Consider the following 18,954-nt stretch of genomic DNA (forward strand, 5'->3'; position numbering starts at 1 on the left):
GTGAGCAGCGACGAAACCAATAGCATTGGTAGCTCCTGGCGCCAGGTCATTCGCAAGATCGACGACGACGATCGCGTCAAAGCCCGCTACCGTGCCTTCGTATCGTTGGCTAAGCCGCAAGGATTGATCGGAACTACGCTGCTAGTGGCAGTTCCCAATGACCTGACGCGAGACATCCTGCAGACTCAACTTCGTGAACCTCTAGATGAGGCCCTACGCGAAGTATTCCAAGACGATATCCGCTGTGCCGTCAGCGTTGATCTGTCTCTTTCGGACGAGTTGGAAGAAGAAATTCCAGAAACAACTGCTCCAGCTCCCGCGGCACCAGCCGTTACTGAGACCCCAGGTCCGCGGCCGCAGCCAGCACCACAGCCAACGCCCCCATCGAACTCGCAAGAATTCGGCCGGCTGAACCCCAAGTACATTTTTGACACCTTTGTCATTGGTTCCTCGAACCGCTTCGCCCACGCTGCAGCAGTGGCAGTAGCCGAAGCACCAGCCAAGGCTTATAACCCGCTATTCATCTATGGCGATTCCGGGCTAGGAAAAACTCACCTTCTGCACGCCATTGGCCACTACGCTCGTCACCTGTACAAAGGTATTCGCGTTCGCTACGTGAATTCAGAAGAGTTCACCAATGACTTCATCAACTCCATCCGTGATGACGAAGGCGCCAGCTTCAAGCAGACCTACCGCAACGTAGACATCCTGCTCATTGACGATATTCAGTTCTTGGCCAATAAGGACGCAACGCAGGAAGAGTTCTTCCATACGTTTAATGCGCTGCACAACCACAACAAGCAAGTTGTGATCACTTCTGATCTACCTCCCAAGCAGCTGCAAGGGTTCGAAGATCGTATGCGTTCACGCTTCGAGTGGGGCCTACTTACCGATATCCAGCCACCTGAGTTGGAAACTCGTATCGCGATTCTGCGTAAGAAGGCCGATGCTGAGAACCTTTCGGCTCCAGGAGACGTCATGGAGTACATCGCTTCACGCATCTCCACCAACATCCGCGAACTTGAGGGTGCGTTGATTCGAGTCACCGCTTTCGCTTCGCTCAATAACCAGTCCGTTGATCTGGCCTTGGCAGAAACCGTACTCAAGGACCTGATCAGCGAAGACGGTGCCCAAGAAATCACGCCGTCAACGATTATCAAGCAGACCGCCGAATACTTCGGGCTGTCTATTGATGAGCTCAACAGCAAGTCCCGAACCCGTACTTTGGTCACCGCCCGTCAGATCGCTATGTACCTTTTGCGTGAGCTTACTGACATGTCGCTGCCAAAAATTGGTGCCGAACTTGGTGGACGCGACCACACCACCGTGATTCACGCGGATCGTAAGATTCGTGAGCTCATGGCGGAACGTCGAGCCATCTTTAACCAAGTCACAGAGCTAACTAACCGCATTAAGCAGAGCCAGCGGGAGCATTAATCCCAAGAAATCACAGGTGTGGATAAAACTGTGGATGATCTGGTGACTACCTGCGGATAAACATAGGTACCCATGTGGACGTTAAAAATCGTGGAACTGAGTTTCAACAGGGTGCTGGAACTGAGTGTCAGTTTCAACCACAGATTGTTCACATGCACAATCGCCGTCATTTCACGGTGGATGGTGGTTGTCCACAGTATCCACAGGGGTTATTAACACTTCTCCTTTAAACACTTATTCATCCAAATAACGAGTCCACTCCTGAACCTCGAGCCAAACCTGTTCAAATCTTTTTCTCGCAGCTCTCATCAACAACCGAGACCGAGCGATGACTTTGCATCAACAAGACGTGGCAAGATTAAGATGGAGAGAACGTGCAACTACCTGCTCTATGCTTAAGAACTTGGCGAGGGAAAAACCTTCTTGGCCTGACTTAAGTTTCAAAGGGTTCCGAAAGGCGGATTTTTCGTGAAGTTCAGCGTTGAAAAGGATGTATTGGCAGACGCCGTATCCTGGACCGCTCGGTCCTTGGCACAACGCCCACCCTCACCAGTACTGGCTGGCATCTTGATCACTACCCATGAAGGCTTAGTTCGCCTCGAGGGATTTGATTATGAGATTTCCTCACACATTGAGATCCCTGCGGACATCTCAGAGCAAGGCTCGATCCTGGTATCAGGCAAGCTCTTGGCTGAGATCACTCGTTCATTGCCAAACTCAACGGTGACTCTTGAAACCGATGGCACCAAGATCTCTTTGACTTGTGGTCGCTCACGCTTCCACCTGGCCACCATGCCAGTTGATGAATACCCAACGCTTCCAGAACTTCCAGCAATTGCCGGCACCATCGATGGTCAGGCTTTCTCTGCTGCTGTTTCTCAGGTCATCGTTGCTGCTTCGAAGGATGACACTCTCCCAGTGCTCACCGGCATCAAGGTTGAAATTGAAAACGACCTGATCACCTTCCTGGCAACTGACCGTTACCGTTTGGCACTGCGCGAACTGAATTGGACTCCAAACACTTCGGAGATTTCCACTTCGTTCTTGATCAAGGCCAAGACCTTGAGCGAAGTTGCTAAGACTCTTTCGGGTGCAGGCGAACTGAAGCTTGCAATCAGCGAAAACGGTGACATGGTTGGCTTCGAAAGCTCCAACCGTCGCACCACCTCGTTGTTGATTAATGGCGAGTACCCAAAGATTCGATCGCTGTTCCCAAGCGACACCCCGATCCATGCAACGGTTCGCACGAGCGAACTGATGGAAGCGGTACGTCGTGTATCGGTTGTTGCAGAACGAAATACCCCAGTTCGCATGGCCTTCACCGATGGTCAGCTGACCTTGGATGCTGGTACCGGCGAAGACGCACAGGCTGAAGAAGCAATCGTTGCTTCCTTGCGCGGCGAAGACATTGTTGTGGCGTTCAACCCAACCTTCCTGTCTGAAGGTTTGAACTCGTTCACCACTGACTTTGTTCGTTTCTCGTTCACTAGTGCTCCAAAGCCGGCGATGCTGACCGGTCAGAAGAAGCTGGACGAAGCTGATCAGGATCAGTACCGCTACCTTGTGATGCCAGTACGTTTGCCAAACTCGAACTAAACCCGCAAATTGGCGGATGAACATTTCATCCGCCACCACGACGTTGTCAGGACCTCGGTGTATATTTCGCAGCTTTCCCTCACGAGCTTCCGCTCGTATGCGCAGGCTGACGTGCACCTAGCTCCTGGCATCAACGTTTTAATCGGCCCCAATGGGGTGGGCAAGACCAACATCGTTGAGTCCATTGGTTACCTAGCTAATTTGGCGTCTCATCGCGTCAGCAACGATGCACCGTTGCTGAATTTTGGTGCAGAACGAGCTTTGATTCGCGGTACTTTGCACCGCGGAAGCCAAAAGACCACGCTCGAGGTGGAGATCACTAGCGGGAAACTGAACCGAGCAAGGATCAATCGAGCTAACCCGGTACGTGCTCGAGAAATCTTGGGCATGGTGCGAACGGTTTTGTTTGCCCCTGAAGATTTGGCTTTGGTTAAGGGCGATCCATCAAATCGCCGCAAGTTCCTTGACGAACTGCTCATTGCCTTGCGACCGGTAGAAGCCGGAACCAAAAATGACTACGAACGAATCGTCAAGCAGCGCAATGCACTGCTCAAATCCATTCGTGGAAAATCCAAACTCACCGCTTCGCAAGAGAACACCTTGCAAGCATGGGATCTGCAACTGGCCACCTGCGGGGCTCGACTCATCCGTGGTCGCCTTGATGTTCTTATGCTCATCAGGCCGTATATGCAGGCTGCCTACGCGGATCTTGCTGATGGCGGCAAAGCGGCACAGGCGATCTACCGTTCCTCGTTGGAAGGCGAAACCGACGAGAACAGCCTTCCGGTGACGTCGTTGGAGGAGCTAAACCAAGAAGAGATCCAAGATCTTCTTCTTGGTGCCATCGAATCGAACCGCAGCCGTGAACTAGACCGCGGCATCTCGCTATTCGGCCCCCACCGTGATGACCTTGCGCTGATCCTAGGCCCAACTCCCGCCAAGGGCTACGCCTCCCACGGTGAAACCTGGTCCTTTGCCTTGGCTCTGCGTCTGGCAGCCTACAGAGTTTTTGGTGATGATGATCCTCGAGCGGGTTCGGGACCAATTTTGATTTTGGATGATGTCTTTGCCGAACTAGACACCACTCGTCGAGATCGGCTGGCTCATATTGTTGCCGGCGCAGAGCAAGTTTTGGTCACGGCGGCCGTAGTGGAAGATGTTCCCGAAGCACTGAAGGGACATTTCTTCCAGGTATCCCCTGGCCAGGTTGTCGATGCGTGAGCCTGAAGAGCGGGACGAACACCGCTTTGATCCAGAAATCGACTCAGCGAAGGCCTTGCTGAACCGAATGCGTAGGCTCGCGGAAGAGCGCGGCGAACGCCGCGTAGATGCAGCGCGAATGGAAAAAGTTCGCAAACGTCAGTCCGCCCGTCGCGGCTTCATGGACCAAAAGGGAACCTCCGAACCTGGAGTGGTGCGCGACCCTCGAGCTATCGGTGAAGTTGTCTCGCGGCTATCCAAGGCTCGCGGCTGGAACACCCAAGTTGCCGTGGGCTCGGTGCTGGGGCGCTGGGCTGACATCATTGGTGCGGAAAATGCAGAGCACTGTAAACCCGAATCTTTTGAAGATACGGTGGTGGTGATGCGTTGTGATACGACCGCACGTGCGGCACAGATGCGCCTAATGAGCCACGATATTCTGAAAAAATTTGATGCAGAGTTGGGCCCCGGAATTGTTACCGTGCTCAAGGTCTTAGGACCCAATGCTCCGTCGTGGCGTCACGGCATGCGTTCGGTCGCTGGACGCGGTCCAAGAGACACCTACGGATAAAAATAGCTGGCACGGCATATGGCGCGCTAACGCACCCGGAGGGTGGATCCCCCCTCACTTATGCTCCGCAACTGCCTCAGAAGGTCAATTGCTAGCTTTATGTGGCCGATTTAGGCCACAGAAGCACCGATTATTTTGCTCAGCGCGGTAGAATTAGAAGCAGTGAAATGATTTTGCTGTGGGTCAACCCCGCGGCGACGTCCCTCCAGACCATGATCACCCGAGACGCACTTTGCGGCGCAACGGTGATCGCGCGCTTAATTCGAGGAGTTCGTAGCACCCGTGTCTACTGAAAATGCTTCACCGCAGGATCCGGCAGAAAGCCAGGTTCCCGCGGAATCGATGACTTCCAAAGTCGAACATACCTATGGCGCCCAGGATATTACCGTCCTCGAAGGACTCGAAGCGGTACGTAAACGCCCGGGCATGTACATCGGTTCCACCGGCCCTCGCGGCCTACACCACTTGGTTTACGAAGTCGTGGACAACTCCGTCGATGAAGCCTTGGCTGGATACTGCGACACCATCAACGTCACCTTGCAAGCCGATGGCGGCGTGCGTTGTGTCGACAATGGTCGAGGCATCCCCGTGGATGTCCACCCCACTGAGGGCAAGCCTACCGTTGAGGTAGTTATGACCATCCTGCACGCCGGCGGCAAGTTCGGTGGCGGCGGTTACGCTGTTTCCGGTGGCCTGCACGGTGTGGGTATTTCCGTGGTTAACGCGCTATCGCGCAAGGTGGATACCGTCGTTCGCCGCCAGGGCAACGCATGGCGTATCGGCTTCAGCAATGGTGGTGTGACCACCAGCCCGCTGGAAAAGGGTGAAGAGACCGATAAGACCGGCACCACCCAGACTTTCTACCCGGATCCGGAAATCTTCGAGACCACCGAATTCGATTTTGAGACGCTGCGTGCTCGCTTCCAGCAGATGGCCTTCCTGAACAAGGGCCTGCGCATCACCTTGACCGATGAGCGCACCCCGGTCAACGCTGAACCAGAAGCTGAAGTCGCTGAAGAGATCGAAAACCAGGTAGTCAAGCCAAAAACTGTGGACTACCTCTACAAGGACGGCCTGCTGGACTACGTCAAGCACCTGAACGCCGCCAAAAAGGTAGAACTGGTTCACGACGAGGTCATCGCCTTCGAATCTGAAGATGCTGCTCGAGGCATCAGCCTGGAAATTGCGATGCAGTGGACCAACGCCTACGCCGAGTCCGTGCACACCTACGCGAACACCATCAACACCCATGAGGGTGGTACCCACGAAGAAGGCTTCCGCGCTGCGCTGACCGGTCTGCTGAACCGTTACGCCCGGGATAACAAGATCCTGCGCGAAAAGGATGACAACCTCACCGGTGAAGATGCCCGTGAAGGTTTGACCGCGGTGATTTCGGTGAAGCTTTCCGAACCACAGTTCGAAGGCCAGACCAAAACCAAGCTGGGCAACTCGATGGCCCGTGGCTTTGTCCAGGGTGTAGTCAACGAGGAACTCAGCGACTGGTTCGAGCGCAACCCCAACGTTGCCCGCGACATTATCCGCAAGGCACAGCTCGCTTCCCAGGCGCGTATGGCCGCCCGCAAAGCGCGCGATAATGCCCGACGTAAGTCGCCGATGGAATCCTTCGGTATGCCCGGTAAGCTCTCGGACTGCTCCTCGAAGAATCCTTCCGAGTGCGAAGTGTTCATCGTGGAGGGTGACTCCGCAGGCGGCTCGGCCAAGCGCGGACGTGACCCACACACCCAGGCAATCCTGCCGTTGCGTGGCAAGATCCTGAACGTGGAGCGTGCTCGTCTGGACCGTGCGTTGGGCAATGCCGAAGTTCAGGCCATGATCACCGCTTTTGGTACCGGTATCGGCGAAGAGTTCGACATGGCCAAGCTGCGTTATCACAAGATTGTGCTGATGGCCGATGCTGACGTCGACGGCCAGCACATCACCACCTTGCTGCTGACCTTGATCTTCCGCTTTATGCGTCCGCTGATCGAGCACGGCTACGTTTACCTCGCTGCTCCCCCGCTGTACCGCATCAAGTGGTCCAATGCGCCGCACGACTACGTGTTCTCCGATAAGGAACGCGATGACGCACTGCTAGCTGGACAGACTTCCAACAAGCGCCTGCCAAAGGACAACGGAATCCAGCGCTACAAGGGTCTGGGCGAGATGGACTACTCGGAATTGTGGGACACCACCATGGATCCGGAATTCCGTACGCTGCGCCAGGTCACCATGGATGACGCCGCAGCCGCGGACGAAGTTTTCTCCGTGCTGATGGGCGAGGACGTGGAGTCCCGCCGTAACTTCATCCAGCAGAACGCCAAGGACGTGCGCTTCCTGGATATCTGATCGGCCTAGGCCAAGACGAAATCCACTGAAGACTTTTTGACTTATAAGGGAACACATTGAGCGACGAGCAAACCCCTGAGAATGAACCCATGGACGGCGAAGTCATCGAGCCAATCCATGAAGGCGGCCGGGTTGACCAGATCGACCTGCAGACCGAAATGCAGCGGTCCTACCTGGACTACGCCATGGCCGTTATTGTTGGCCGTGCCCTACCGGATGTGCGCGATGGCCTGAAGCCTGTGCACCGCCGCGTGCTGTACGCGATGTACGACGGCGGCTACCGTCCGGAGCGCGCCTACAACAAGTGCGCCCGCGTTGTCGGCGAAGTGATGGGTCAGTACCACCCGCACGGTGATACTGCGATTTACGATGCCCTGGTTCGCCTGATCCAGGACTGGGTTATGCGTTACCCACTGGCCCTGGGCCAGGGTAACTTCGGCTCCCCGGGTAACGATGGTGCTGCTGCCCAGCGTTACACGGAAACCAAAATGGCCCCACTGGCCATGGAAATGGTCCGCGACATCAACGAGAACACCGTTGATTTCCAGGACAACTACGACGGTAAGAACCAGGAACCTACGGTTCTTCCAGCCCGCTTCCCTAACCTGTTGGTGAACGGTTCCTCGGGCATCGCCGTGGGTATGGCGACCAACATTCCGCCACATAACCTGCGCGAAGTTGCCGAGGGTGTGCAGTGGTACCTGAAGAACCCGGAAGCTACACGTGAAGAGCTGCTCGCCGAGCTGATGCTGCGCGTCAAGGGCCCGGACTTCCCATCCGGCGCGATGATCCTTGGCACCAAGGGCATCGCCGATGCTTACCGCACCGGCCGTGGTTCCATCACTATGCGCGCGGTAGTCAACGTGGAAGAAATCCAGGGTCGCACCTGCTTGGTAGTTACCGAACTGCCATATATGGCCAACCCGGATAACCTCGCGGTGAAGATCGCCGAGCTAGTGCGTGACGGCAAGATCGCCGGCATCGCCGACATGCGCGATGAAACCTCGGGCCGTACCGGCCAGCGCCTGGTCATCGTGCTCAAGCGCGACGCCGTGGCCAAGGTTGTGCTTAACAACCTGTACAAGCACACCGAGCTACAGACCAACTTCTCGGCCAATATGCTGGCCATCGTTGACGGGGTGCCACGCACCCTGCCACTGGATGGGTTCATCCGTCACTGGGTCACCCACCAGATCGAAGTCATCGTACGCCGCACCCAGTTCCGTCTGAAGAAGGCCGAAGAAGAAGCGCACATTTTGCGTGGCCTGCTCAAGGCACTGGATGCTTTGGACGAGGTCATCGCGCTGATTCGCCGTTCGGCAACCACCGAGGCAGCGCGCGACGGACTGATGGAACTGCTGAGCATCGATGAGGATCAGGCCCGCGCCATCCTTGATATGCAGCTGCGTCGTCTGGCCGCTCTGGAGCGTCAGAAGATTCAGGATCGTCACGCTGAACTCGAGCGCATGATTGCCGAATTCCAGGCCATCATCGCTTCGCCTGAACGTCAGCGAGAAATCGTCGCCGAAGAACTTGGCGAGATCGTGAACAAACACGGCGATGATCGTCGCACCAAGATCCTTATGGGTTACGACGGCGACATGAGCGTTGAAGACCTGATCCCTGAAGAGGAAATGGTCGTCACCATCACCCGCGGTGGGTACGTTAAGCGCACCCGCATTGACAACTACCGCTCGCAGGCTCGCGGCGGCAAGGGCATCAAGGGCGCTAACCTGCGCGGGGACGACGTGGTGGAGCACTTCTTCGTCACCTCAACCCACAACTGGTTGCTGTTCTTCACCAACCACGGCCGTGTGTACCGCACCAAGTGCTACGAACTGGCCGAGGCCGGTCGTGACGCCAAGGGTCAGCACGTGGCAAATGTCATGGCATTCCAGCCCGACGAGCACATCGCCCAGGTCTTGGATCTACGCACCTACCAGGATGCTGCCTACCTAATGTTGGCTACCCGCAATGGTTTGGTGAAGAAGACCCGTCTGGAAGACTACGACACCAACCGCACCGCCGGCGTGATCGCTATCAACCTGCGCGACGATGATGAGCTTGTCTCCGCACAGCTGGTTAGCGAATCCGATGATGTGATGCTGGTCTCGCGCAAGGGTCAGTCGGTCCGCTTCACCGCGACCGATACCGCACTGCGTCCAATGGGTCGTGCAACTTCTGGTGTGACCGGCATGAAGTTCCGTGAAGGTGATGAGTTGTTGGCCGCCGATGTGGTCCGCGAAGATTCCTTCGTCTTCACGGTGACCAACGAAGGTTACGCCAAGCGCACCGATGTTGCTGAATACCGCGTTCAATCCCGTGGTGGCTTGGGCATTAAGGTTGCCAAGCTGAACGAGGAACGCGGCGAATTGGTTGGTGCGTTGATCGTTGATGAAACCGACGAAGTTTTGGTTGTCATGAGCGGTGGCAAGGTGGTGCGCTCAGCCGCATCGCAGGTTCCTGCCAAGGGTCGAGACACCATGGGTGTGATCTTCGCAAAGCCGGACAAGAAGGACAGCATTATTGCGGTGGCCAAGAACTCCGAGACTCAGCTCGAAGAGAACTTGGAGGAAGATGCCGTAACGTTGGACGCAGAAAACACGATCGATCAGTCATCACCTGCGCCAGAAACCGAAACTGACGTACAGGACGATGACACCACTAACGGAGGTAACGCATGAGCACGCCCTCGACGCCACGCCCCAACGGCAGTGCCCCGAAGAGCGAAGCGCCGCGACCTGCCCAGGTAAAGCGTCCGGCAACTAGCAACACCGGTAGCCGCCCAGCGGCCGGCGGTGCCCGACCAGCAGGCGGCCAGAGCCGCCCAACAGGTCAACGGCCTACCGGTGGCCAGCAGCGCCCGGCTACCACCCAGGAGCGTCTGGTTCGCCCGGCGCCTCAGGCCAAGGTGCGTAAGGCACGCTTGCTGGTCTCCAAGGTTGAACCGTTCTCGGTTCTGAAGCTCGCGTTCTTGTTCGCGGTAGCTTTCGGTGTGATCACCGTAGTTGCTTCCGTGGGTATTTGGGCCCTGCTTGACCTGATGGGAACCTTCGATGCGTTCAACCAGCTGATCCGTGATGCGATTGCTCAGGGCAGCTTCGACCTACGACAGACCATGTCGCTGGGTCAGGTTGCTTCCTACGCAACGATTATCGCCGTGGTGAATGTTGTAGTTATTTCGGTGGTTTCCACCCTTGGAGCGGTGCTGTACAACATCGCTGCTTCATTGGTTGGCGGCATCGGAGTAACCCTCACCGACGACTAGAAACACCCCTAGTCGAGCCCGGGATTCATGCTGTGATGCATGACACCCGGGCTCGATTTGTAAGTTCTGGAAATCCCCGGTAGAGTTTTATTTCGTTCCAAAGGGAACAAACAAAAGCAAGGGCGTATAGCTCAGGCGGTTAGAGCGCTTCGCTGATAACGAAGAGGTCCCAAGTTCAAGTCTTGGTACGCCCACGGAAACCTTGCTAGAGAGAAAGAGGAAGTAATGAAAAAGTTCCTGGTTCTCGCAACGATTGCGACTGCTACGGTAGTCTTGGTCAAGAAAGTAAAGGCTTCTTCGGAAACAAAGGAAACCTGGCATCAGGTAGCCGATGAAGTTTCCTAAAGCTTTTGGGGCCTTAGCTCAGTTGGTAGAGCGTCTGCTTTGCAAGCAGAATGTCAGGAGTTCGATTCTCCTAGGCTCCACAAAAAAGACTGGCGGAAAGCATCAGCTTTCCGCTAATTCTTTTTGATTGATCCGCTTCGGATTGATCGGTGTGGAACACCAAAAACTGTATAAGGGGCCTTAGCTCAGTTGGTAGAGCGTCTGCTTTGCAAGCAGAATGTCAGGAGTTCGATTCTCCTAGGCTCCACAGTATTGAAGGACGGAAAGCATTCGCTTTCCGTCCTTCGCCATTTCCAAGGCACAAGGCCGCAGAACATCAGCGGCTGATTCGGGCCATTCGGACAAATTGATAATGGTCGACGAGCTGTTCACCAATGTTGAACCAGGAACGACCCTGAACGCTGGCTAGCGCCGCACTGGCAAAGGCCAAGCGTTTGGCATCATCGTAAACAAGGTCACTGACCCGGCTTCGTAGCTCAGTAAGATTCCCCGGTTGATACAACCAGCCCGTGTGCGAGGAATCCACGAGGTCTAGTGGCCCTCCACGGCCCACAGCCACCACCGGGACACCACAGGCCATAGCCTCTTGAATGGTCTGGCAGAAGGTTTCAGAGGAGCCGGGATGAACAAATACATCCATAGAAGCCATGACCTCTGCCAATCGTTCACCCGAGAGGAAGCCGGTGAAGTGTGCGGTAGGCAGTAAGGCCCGTAATTCGGCCTCTAACGGGCCAGAACCTACGATGACGAGTCTGGTGTTCTTCAGGTCAGCTAAAGCCTTCAGATCGGCAACCTGCTTCTCTGCGGCCAGACGCCCAACATATCCGATAATGACTTCCCCATTCGGAGCCACAGCCTGCCTGAAGTGCTCGCTGCGTCGTTGTGGGGTGAATTGGACGGTGTCGACTCCCCTGCCCGAAATCTTGAGCCTGTCAATCCCCAAATTCTTGAGCTGTTGAAAAGAAAAGGTGCTGGGAACTAGCGATAGATCAGCAGCCGTGTGGATGGCTTGGACATGCTCCCACAGACGCTGGGTTAACCACGGCATCTTATAGCGGCTTGCATAGTTGGGAACCTCGGTTTGATAGAGGGCTACCGTAGGTAGATTCAGTTCTTGAGCTGCACGTAGCCCCTGCCATCCCAAGATGAATGGGCTAGCCAGATGGACTACGTCTACGCGCTCACGCGCCAGGATCTTACGAAGTCGACCCACACTGGTAGTAGCCACCCTGACCTCAGGGTAGCTAGCCAACGGCATTGAGGGCACGGTGTGGATACGGAAACCGCGGTAGTGCTTCGGCACCCCGTGGCCCGTCAGTTCGCCGGTCAATGAGCCAGCTGGCGTGATGACCACTGCATCATGTCCGGTCAGAGCCAGATGATCCAGGGTCTTCAGAATAGAGTTGGTAACCCCGTTGAAGTGGGGCAGGAACGATTCAGCGACGATTGCGACCTTCACACTTTCAGGATGGCGATCCACGGTGACATCAAAGTAAATACGACTGGGGCAGTTCATTAACTTCTGTTGTTTATTGTTGGTTTTAGGCCATTGGTGGCAAGATACCGTAAGTGGTAAACGAAAATTCCGGCGACGTCGACGGCGCAGTTCAGAGCGAAAAGATCGACAAAGATTCGCGCATAGCGGTCCTCCTCTTTCCTGTATTGATTCTGCTGGGTGGACTGTGTGGCATGTTGCTCCCCCAAGCTTTTGTTGGCTTGGCTGGGTGGATCAATCCTTTATTGATGATCATCATGTTCTGCATGGGTTTGACGTTGACCTTGCCTGACTTCGCCTTGGTGGTGAAAAACCCGCTGCCAGTCCTTGGCGGTGTGGTTGCCCAGTTTGTCGTGATGCCGAGCGCAGGCTGGTTGGTGGCCACCGTGCTTCACCTAGATCCAGCACTGGCGGCCGGCCTCATCTTGGTTGGCTGCGCTCCGGGTGGAACAGCGTCAAACGTCGTTTCCTACCTGGCTCGAGGCAACGTTGCCCTGTCGGTAGCCATGACCTCTGTATCGACCTTGATTGCCCCTGCGCTAACTCCCCTGTTGGCTCTGTGGCTGGCTGGCCAGTACATGCCTGTTGATGCCGGATCGATGGCGCTCAGTGTTGTTCAGATTGTTCTGATTCCAGTGGTGCTCGGAATTGCGATCCGGATGGTCCTTAACCGATTGGTCACTAAGGTCACCGGAGTTCTTCCATGGATCTCAGTTCTCGCCATCACCGTTGTGGTGACAATTATTGTGGCCGGCAGCTCGCAAGCCATCATGAATGCAGGACTGCTGGTATTAGTTGCCGTCATCTTGCACAACGGATTGGGGCTCCTGCTGGGCTACGGAGCCGGCGTGCTGATGCGCGTGCCTGCCGATGCCCGCCGAACGATGGCTATCGAAGTAGGAATGCAGAATTCAGGGTTGGCAGGTGGACTAGCAAAGCAATATTTCACCCCAGAAGCAGCTCTGCCCGCTGCTGTATTCTCCGTATGGCATAACTTGTCCGGAGCGATGATCGCTGCTTACTGGCGACGCAAAAAGACCGTAAACACGGGGAATTTGGCCGACAAATAAGATATATTCCCATTGAGGAATGTAGGATATTGATACGTAACCACGGGCAAAAAACGTGATTTGTCCCAGCTGAAAACAGCTACAAGAAACGAAGGTGTTTTTAGCTCGTGACGTTCCTTCTCGCCTTGGTCGGCATCCTCGGAGTCTCTGCCTCCGGACCCATTATTGCTGCTTTCCCGGGTGTCCCGGTTCTGTCCATGGCCTTCTGGCGCAATGGTGCAGCAGCGGCAATTTTGAGTGTGCCGGCGTTGCGAAAAAACCCTCGGGTGTATCTGAGTATGACAGCTCGTGAGTGGACGTTCACCGGTCTTGCGGGAACAGCACTGGCTCTTCACTTCGTCTGCTTTATGTACTCGATGCGACTCACTAGCGTGGCTGCCGGTACTGCCTTGGTCTGCATCCAAGGTGTGTGGATTGCGGTCTTCCAAGTAATGCGCAAGGTTCAGTATCGAACACAGGTTTTTGTCGGAATGGCGGTTGCCCTAGGTGGCGCGATTGTGATCACCGGGTTCGACATGAGCTTGGGTTCGCAGGCTCTGCTCGGTGACTTTTTGGCCTTAGCAGGTGGCGTCTTGGCGGCTGTTTACACCCTTGCAGGATCCGTCGCTCGACAAACAATGAGCACCGTGAGCTACACCTCGAGCTGTTACGCAATTACCGCACTGGCTCTATTGGTGCTCTGCTTTGCCACCGGCATGCCTGTGTGGGGTTTTGATGCTCATGGTTGGTGGGGCATTGTTCTGCTGACGGTTTGCGCGCAGATTCTTGGCCACACCGCAATGAACCATCTGCTCAATGTATTGGGAGCCCTGACGGTTTCAATGCTGATCTTGCTCGAGATTCCAGGTGCTGCATTACTGGCAGCAATTTTCTTGGGGCAGGTTGTATCGCCGGCAACCTATGCCGGCCTAGTGGTGATACTCGTTGGGCTTGCCCTCGTCATACGAGGACAAGCCCAACCAAAAGTGAAGCGTAGTTAGTTTTTATTTGTCATCTTCGATAATTTCGCGGATTTCTTCCACACTGGCTTCTCGTGAATCAATGGGCTGTTGTGGAAGGGCCGTTGTAGGTTCGTTTTCCCATGGATCTTCGATTGGTTTCGAGGCTTTCCATACGGCAACCAAAATGGCGACGACTCCGGCAATCAAGCCAACGGCTAGTACTTTTCCTACTTTGCTCTTCTTGCTCATGCATTGCTCCAGACTCAAAGTCGATCTCGGTCTCCGACAGTTCAAGACTATGCAGATACGGTCTTGCAAGCCAGTGTTAGCTGTGATGCCATCAGAGATTGTTCTAAATTTTCACTCAACGCGTACGTCAGTTTTTAGTGGGTCACGCCCTGATCATGGAACAATGTAGGCATGACCGCAAACGCAACTCATAAAGCCACGATTCACACTACCTTGGGCGATATCGTTGTCGATCTCTTCGGCAACCACGCACCTAAGACCGTAAAGAACTTCGTTGGCCTGTCGACCGGTGAGCAGGAGTGGGTACACCCAGAGTCCGGTGACACGAAGACCAACACCCCGCTGTACAGCGGAACCATCTTCCACCGCATCATTTCTGACTTCATGATTCAGGGTGGCGACCCACTGGGTCAGGGCTTCGGCGGCCCAGGCTACCAGTTTGATGATGAGATCCACCCAGAACTGAACTTCAACGAGCCTTACAAGCTGGCCATGGCTAATGCGGGTATCCGTATGGGCCGCGGAACCAACGGTTCGCAGTTCTTCATCACCACCGTGCCAACCACTTGGTTGCAGGGCAAGCACACCATCTTCGGTGAAGTTAATGACGCAGATTCACGCAAGATCGTTGACGCGCTGAACGCTGTTGCAACCGACGGCCGCGACAAGCCACTGGAAGACGTTGTTATCAACTCGGTCGATATCGAGACCCTGTAACAACCGACTCCAAAACCGCAGGCCCCGACGATCCACCATGTGGTGTTGTCGGGGCCTGAAGTTTAAGCACCCAACCCTATACAAGGCAGGTACCGATGTCCTACGGGCAAATTAACCCTCAGGGCCAAGCAGCTCCGACATGCTATCGACACCCGGACACGGTAGCTTACGTTTCTTGCAATCGGTGCGAACGCCCGATCTGTCCTCAATGCCAGGTCTCTGCCCCAGTGGGCGTGCAGTGTGTGGAATGTGTCGCGGAGGCCAGCAGGCGCCTGCCGCAACAGCAAACACAGTTTGGTGGGCGCTTACGCTCCGGTGCTCCGGTGATTACCTACGCCGTGATCGCACTGAACGTCCTTGTATACCTATTCCAGTGGATCATCCCGGGGCTGACCAATTCATTGGTCCTAGCGCCCGTGATCGCCGCTTATGAACCATGGCGTTTGATCACCAGCGCCTTCGCTCACTCCACCGGGTCAATCCTGCACCTGGCCATGAACATGTACGGCATCTACATCTTCGGCACATTGCTAGAGCCCCGACTAGGCAGGCTGCGTTTCGCTTGACTTTATCTGCTCAGCGCCATCGGCGGATCCTTGGGCATCTTATTGCTCAGCGCTCCGATGAGCGCCACACTCGGTGCCTCGGGCGCATTGGCAGGCCTCTTCCTAGCAACCTTTGTTGTCTTCCGCTCCAACAAGCAAGCCTTACGCCAGATGGGCATCATTCTCGTGCTCAACATCGTGCTTGGCTTCGTCGTTTCCGGAATCTCTTGGCAAGGACACTTGGGTGGCGCCGTAACCGGCATTATTGCTTCAGCATGTATCGTGCTCATCCCTAGAAGTAATCCACAGCGTTCGCGAATCCAGCTAGTACTGCTCAGCACGTTATCAATACTTCTGCTTGTCGCTGTGTACCTTGCAGCCCAGGGTGCAAAGTGACCGGAGCATAGTTCGAAAATCCCAGTATTCGTTATCCACACAGATTATCCACACTGTTAATAACTTACATCCGTGTAACTTCCGGAGCTTCGGAGATATTAACAGGCGTGGATACCCTTGTATTCAAGGATATTTCGAGGACGCTAAGCAATACTCACAACCTTGTCCCCAGCTGTGGATAACTTTTTAACAACCCCTGTAGATAGCGCATATACGAACCAGTGAACTGTTAATAACTTGAGGTTCGAAAGTTTAACCGATTAGCGCGAGTGGCTGTGAATAAGCGAAAATCGAGCGCTATCCACAGTCGAAATCCACAGTGTTAATAACTTACAAGCATGTCATTTGTTTAACGAAAAGTACGCTTGACAAGTTATAACGCGCATATCCACTCAAGAATCGACACCTTGTCCCCAGCTGTGGATAAGTTTGTGAACAACTGTTGGTAAAAGTTGTGCACATTGCGTGTGGATAACGTTGATAACTTGTGGATTAGTTGGCGAAAAGGGGCCAGATCAAGAAGGTTGCGAACAAAAGCATAAGGATGCCGATGATGAAGTCGAGGATCTGCCAGGCCTTGGGTTTTGCAAACAGTGGGGCGAGTAGTCGCGCTGCGTAGGCAAGAACAAAAAACCAGATGAAGCTCGCAGCGATGGCTCCGAACGCAAACCATGGAGCACCGTCGCCTTGGGCTACGGCAACCGATCCGAGTAGTAGAACCGTGTCGATATATACGTGGGGATTGAGCCAAGTTAGCGCCAGCGTAGTTCCGATTATTGACAGGGTCGTCACCGAACGAGTTGAATCGCTGATTTTCAGCGACTCTGGTTTGAACGACCGGCGGAAGGCGAACGCCGCATACGTTGCAAGGAATAGGAAGCCACCCAAGCGAGCGATGACCAGTAGCCAGGGGAGTCGCTCAACTAAGACGCCCATTCCGCTGACTCCAGCACAAATGAGGACGGCGTCAGACAGGGCGCAGACTAGCGCGGTGGTGAAGACATGCTCTTTTCTGATTCCTTGACGGAGTACGAAGGCGTTCTGGGCGCCGATGGCCACGATCAGCGATAGTCCAGTGGTCATGCCGAAGAGAAATGGTGCAGGAGTCATGAGAAAACCGTATGAAAATCTACAGGCTAAGTCGAACTTAACTTTCTGCATCTAGATTAGAGTTCCTAATGTGAATATCGACGTTGAGCACCTCGAGACCCTCTTGGCTGTGGTGGATGCCGGAAGCTTTGATGATGCATCCATCGACTTAGGCGTTACGGCCTCTGCCGTCAGCCAGCGAATCAAGGCTTTGGAGAATCGAATCGGGGCGATCCTTGTAATCAGGAGCCGTCCGGTCATTCCTACCGAACAGGGATATAGGGTGCTCAGGTATGCGCGGCAGATGGCGTTGCTCAGCGCGGAATTCACCCGGGAAATTTCTGCTGACGCACCCTTGAATGTAGCCATCGGTGTCAACGCTGATTCCTTGTCCACATGGTTCTCTCCGGTCTTTGAACAGTTGGCAGACATCGAGAATCTGTCTGTTGAGATTCTGCGTACCGATGAAAACAGGGGATTGGAGCTACTTCGAAGCGGACGAGTCAGCGCCGTAGTCACTACGACTTCCCAAGCGCTTCAAGGATGCGTCAGCAAAAAGCTTGGAGCCATGCGATATCGCGCAGCTGCAGCACCACGCATCGTTGAACGGTACCTGCCCCGCGTGGATCCAGAAGCCCTAGTTAAAACACCGATGGTCGTTTTTGATCGCGAGGACCCATTGCAATACAGCATGGTGGCACGGCTTGCTGGCCAGGACCGACGGCCCGAAGCCCAAGTGCACCACGTTCCTAACTCGCTGCGATACCTCAGTGCGGTTGAAGCAGGGATGGGCTGGGGGATGATCCCCGAACTACAACTCGCTGATGCCAAGGGGCTGAAGGTACTTCACGAAGATTGGTTCGCCGATGTTCCGCTCTACCTGCAGCGATGGGCAGTGGATTCAGAGCTGCTTAGAAAGCTGGATGGCATATTAGTCACAGCCGCCCGCCAATTCGGACTGCATTTGATAGCCTGAGCTCGTTGCAGGCAATCAATGTCTGTACCCGGACGAGGGAGCCGTACCCGGAAAGCGACAAGACGGCCAGAAAAGGATTCCGGCATGTATTGGGCCGTTCTTATTATTTCTGGTGTTTTCGAAGCCGTTTGGGCCATTGCCTTGGGCATGAGTGAAGGCTTGTCGAAACTTGTTCCAAGCATCGTCTTCTTTGCTGGCTTGCTAGTTTCCATGGCTGGCCTTGCCTATGCCATGAAAGAGATTCCTGTTGGCACCGCCTACGCAATCTGGGTAGGTGTCGGAGCATCACTCGCGGTGATCTACTCAATGACCACCGGACAAGAAGCGTTTTCGGTGCTCAAGGTGGTGTTCATCATTGGTCTGGTCGGATGCGTTATCGGACTCAAGGCCGTAAGCCACTAAAGAACTGATCGATTCAACGAACTACGCCGATCCCCATAGGGATCGGCGTAGTGCTATTTCCAGCCTGTTGTCATAAAGAATCCGACCATCGCAATGCCGAATCCAACAACAATGTTCCATCCACCAATGTTGGGGATTGGGAACAGGGTCTGAGAAATGTAGTAGACGATGATCCACACTAGGCCAAGGAGCATCAAACCAAACATGACAGGTTTGTACCAACCTGGCATTGGCGCATCAATGGAGTGGGTGCGCTGGCGCTCGGTTTCGGCCTGTGTTTTGTTCTTGCGTCGTGGTTTTGACTCCGGCAC

General features: G+C 54.8%; 17 protein-coding genes, 3 tRNA genes, 1 pseudogene and 1 riboswitch. Of the genes and pseudogenes, 17 read left to right on the plus strand and 4 right to left on the minus strand.

Features of this window, described 5'->3' with window-relative positions; translation table 11 throughout:
- From dnaA to ACT3RW_RS00055, 11 genes are all read left to right on the plus strand, one after another.
- Complete coding sequence (gene dnaA, locus ACT3RW_RS00005) at nucleotides 1-1,437, plus strand: chromosomal replication initiator protein DnaA (RefSeq protein WP_444612402.1); 1,437 nt, start codon at nucleotides 1-3, stop codon at nucleotides 1,435-1,437.
- Nucleotides 1,438-1,905: 468 nt separating this feature from the next.
- Entirely contained in the window at nucleotides 1,906-3,033 is a 1,128-nt protein-coding gene (dnaN, locus tag ACT3RW_RS00010; protein WP_444612403.1) for a DNA polymerase III subunit beta, read from the plus strand.
- Between the two features lie 57 nt (nucleotides 3,034-3,090).
- Nucleotides 3,091-4,254: a DNA replication/repair protein RecF gene (gene recF / locus ACT3RW_RS00015; protein ID WP_444612404.1), complete on the plus strand. Its 1,164-nt coding sequence runs from the start codon at nucleotides 3,091-3,093 to the stop codon at nucleotides 4,252-4,254.
- A complete protein-coding gene (locus ACT3RW_RS00020; RefSeq protein ID WP_131089653.1) occupies nucleotides 4,247-4,804 on the plus strand; it encodes a DUF721 domain-containing protein in 558 nt (185 codons plus the stop codon). Before recF ends, ACT3RW_RS00020 begins: the two co-directional genes overlap by 8 nt.
- Before the next feature lie 342 nt (nucleotides 4,805-5,146).
- Nucleotides 5,147-7,150, plus strand: coding sequence for a DNA topoisomerase (ATP-hydrolyzing) subunit B (gene gyrB, locus ACT3RW_RS00025; RefSeq protein WP_207306515.1), 2,004 nt, complete (start codon nucleotides 5,147-5,149; stop codon nucleotides 7,148-7,150).
- Nucleotides 7,151-7,206: 56 nt separating this feature from the next.
- Nucleotides 7,207-9,834: a DNA gyrase subunit A gene (gene gyrA, locus ACT3RW_RS00030; RefSeq protein ID WP_131089655.1), complete on the plus strand. Its 2,628-nt coding sequence runs from the start codon at nucleotides 7,207-7,209 to the stop codon at nucleotides 9,832-9,834.
- Nucleotides 9,831-10,418, plus strand: coding sequence for a DUF3566 domain-containing protein (locus ACT3RW_RS00035; protein WP_444612405.1), 588 nt, complete (start codon nucleotides 9,831-9,833; stop codon nucleotides 10,416-10,418). The genes gyrA and ACT3RW_RS00035 overlap by 4 nt, the downstream gene beginning before the upstream one ends.
- Before the next feature lie 120 nt (nucleotides 10,419-10,538).
- Nucleotides 10,539-10,612, plus strand: a tRNA-Ile gene (locus ACT3RW_RS00040).
- 31 nt (nucleotides 10,613-10,643) lie between these two features.
- A complete protein-coding gene (locus tag ACT3RW_RS00045; RefSeq protein ID WP_444612406.1) occupies nucleotides 10,644-10,763 on the plus strand; it encodes a DLW-39 family protein in 120 nt (39 codons plus the stop codon).
- 7 nt (nucleotides 10,764-10,770) lie between these two features.
- Nucleotides 10,771-10,843 (plus strand) — tRNA-Ala (locus tag ACT3RW_RS00050).
- Nucleotides 10,844-10,937: 94 nt separating this feature from the next.
- Nucleotides 10,938-11,010 (plus strand) — tRNA-Ala (locus ACT3RW_RS00055).
- A 69-nt stretch (nucleotides 11,011-11,079) separates the two neighbouring features.
- Here ACT3RW_RS00055 and ACT3RW_RS00060 read toward each other — a convergent pair.
- Nucleotides 11,080-12,279 (minus strand): glycosyltransferase family 4 protein, encoded by a 1,200-nt coding sequence (locus ACT3RW_RS00060; RefSeq protein WP_444612407.1) that lies wholly within the window; start codon nucleotides 12,277-12,279, stop codon nucleotides 11,080-11,082.
- Between the two features lie 53 nt (nucleotides 12,280-12,332).
- Between ACT3RW_RS00060 and ACT3RW_RS00065 the strand changes: the two genes are divergently transcribed.
- Nucleotides 12,333-13,328 carry a bile acid:sodium symporter family protein gene (locus ACT3RW_RS00065; RefSeq protein ID WP_444612408.1) on the plus strand — a complete coding sequence of 332 codons (996 nt, stop codon included), beginning with the start codon at nucleotides 12,333-12,335 and terminating at the stop codon, nucleotides 13,326-13,328.
- A 107-nt stretch (nucleotides 13,329-13,435) separates the two neighbouring features.
- Nucleotides 13,436-14,308: a DMT family transporter gene (locus ACT3RW_RS00070; protein WP_262198869.1), complete on the plus strand. Its 873-nt coding sequence runs from the start codon at nucleotides 13,436-13,438 to the stop codon at nucleotides 14,306-14,308.
- 3 nt (nucleotides 14,309-14,311) lie between these two features.
- Here the strand turns inward: ACT3RW_RS00070 and ACT3RW_RS00075 are convergent, their stop codons facing one another.
- On the minus strand, nucleotides 14,312-14,518 hold the full coding sequence (locus ACT3RW_RS00075) for a hypothetical protein (RefSeq protein ID WP_131089660.1): 207 nt from the start codon (nucleotides 14,516-14,518) through the stop codon (nucleotides 14,312-14,314).
- 171 nt (nucleotides 14,519-14,689) lie between these two features.
- On the opposite strand from ACT3RW_RS00075, the gene ACT3RW_RS00080 reads away from it, so the two are divergent.
- Together ACT3RW_RS00080 and ACT3RW_RS00085 are read left to right on the plus strand one after the other, a co-directional pair.
- Nucleotides 14,690-15,235: a peptidylprolyl isomerase gene (locus ACT3RW_RS00080; RefSeq protein ID WP_131089661.1), complete on the plus strand. Its 546-nt coding sequence runs from the start codon at nucleotides 14,690-14,692 to the stop codon at nucleotides 15,233-15,235.
- A gap of 416 nt (nucleotides 15,236-15,651) precedes the next feature.
- Nucleotides 15,652-16,176 (plus strand): annotated as a pseudogene (locus ACT3RW_RS00085) (rhomboid family intramembrane serine protease).
- Nucleotides 16,177-16,668: 492 nt separating this feature from the next.
- Here ACT3RW_RS00085 and ACT3RW_RS00090 read toward each other — a convergent pair.
- Nucleotides 16,669-17,286 (minus strand): LysE/ArgO family amino acid transporter, encoded by a 618-nt coding sequence (locus ACT3RW_RS00090; protein WP_444612409.1) that lies wholly within the window; start codon nucleotides 17,284-17,286, stop codon nucleotides 16,669-16,671.
- A 70-nt stretch (nucleotides 17,287-17,356) separates the two neighbouring features.
- On the opposite strand from ACT3RW_RS00090, the gene ACT3RW_RS00095 reads away from it, so the two are divergent.
- Both ACT3RW_RS00095 and ACT3RW_RS00100 read left to right on the plus strand, forming a co-directional pair.
- Nucleotides 17,357-18,241, plus strand: coding sequence for an ArgP/LysG family DNA-binding transcriptional regulator (locus tag ACT3RW_RS00095; protein WP_444612410.1), 885 nt, complete (start codon nucleotides 17,357-17,359; stop codon nucleotides 18,239-18,241).
- Nucleotides 18,242-18,245: 4 nt separating this feature from the next.
- A riboswitch (guanidine-III (ykkC-III) riboswitch) is annotated at nucleotides 18,246-18,312 on the plus strand.
- A 13-nt stretch (nucleotides 18,313-18,325) separates the two neighbouring features.
- Nucleotides 18,326-18,643 carry a DMT family transporter gene (locus ACT3RW_RS00100; protein WP_444612411.1) on the plus strand — a complete coding sequence of 106 codons (318 nt, stop codon included), beginning with the start codon at nucleotides 18,326-18,328 and terminating at the stop codon, nucleotides 18,641-18,643.
- A gap of 53 nt (nucleotides 18,644-18,696) precedes the next feature.
- Here the strand turns inward: ACT3RW_RS00100 and ACT3RW_RS00105 are convergent, their stop codons facing one another.
- Entirely contained in the window at nucleotides 18,697-18,954 is a 258-nt protein-coding gene (locus tag ACT3RW_RS00105) for a cell division protein CrgA (protein ID WP_131089666.1), read from the minus strand.

It is taken from the genome of Glutamicibacter sp. AOP5-A2-18 (assembly GCF_052446055.1).
Classification (GTDB): Bacteria; Actinomycetota; Actinomycetes; order Actinomycetales; family Micrococcaceae; genus Glutamicibacter.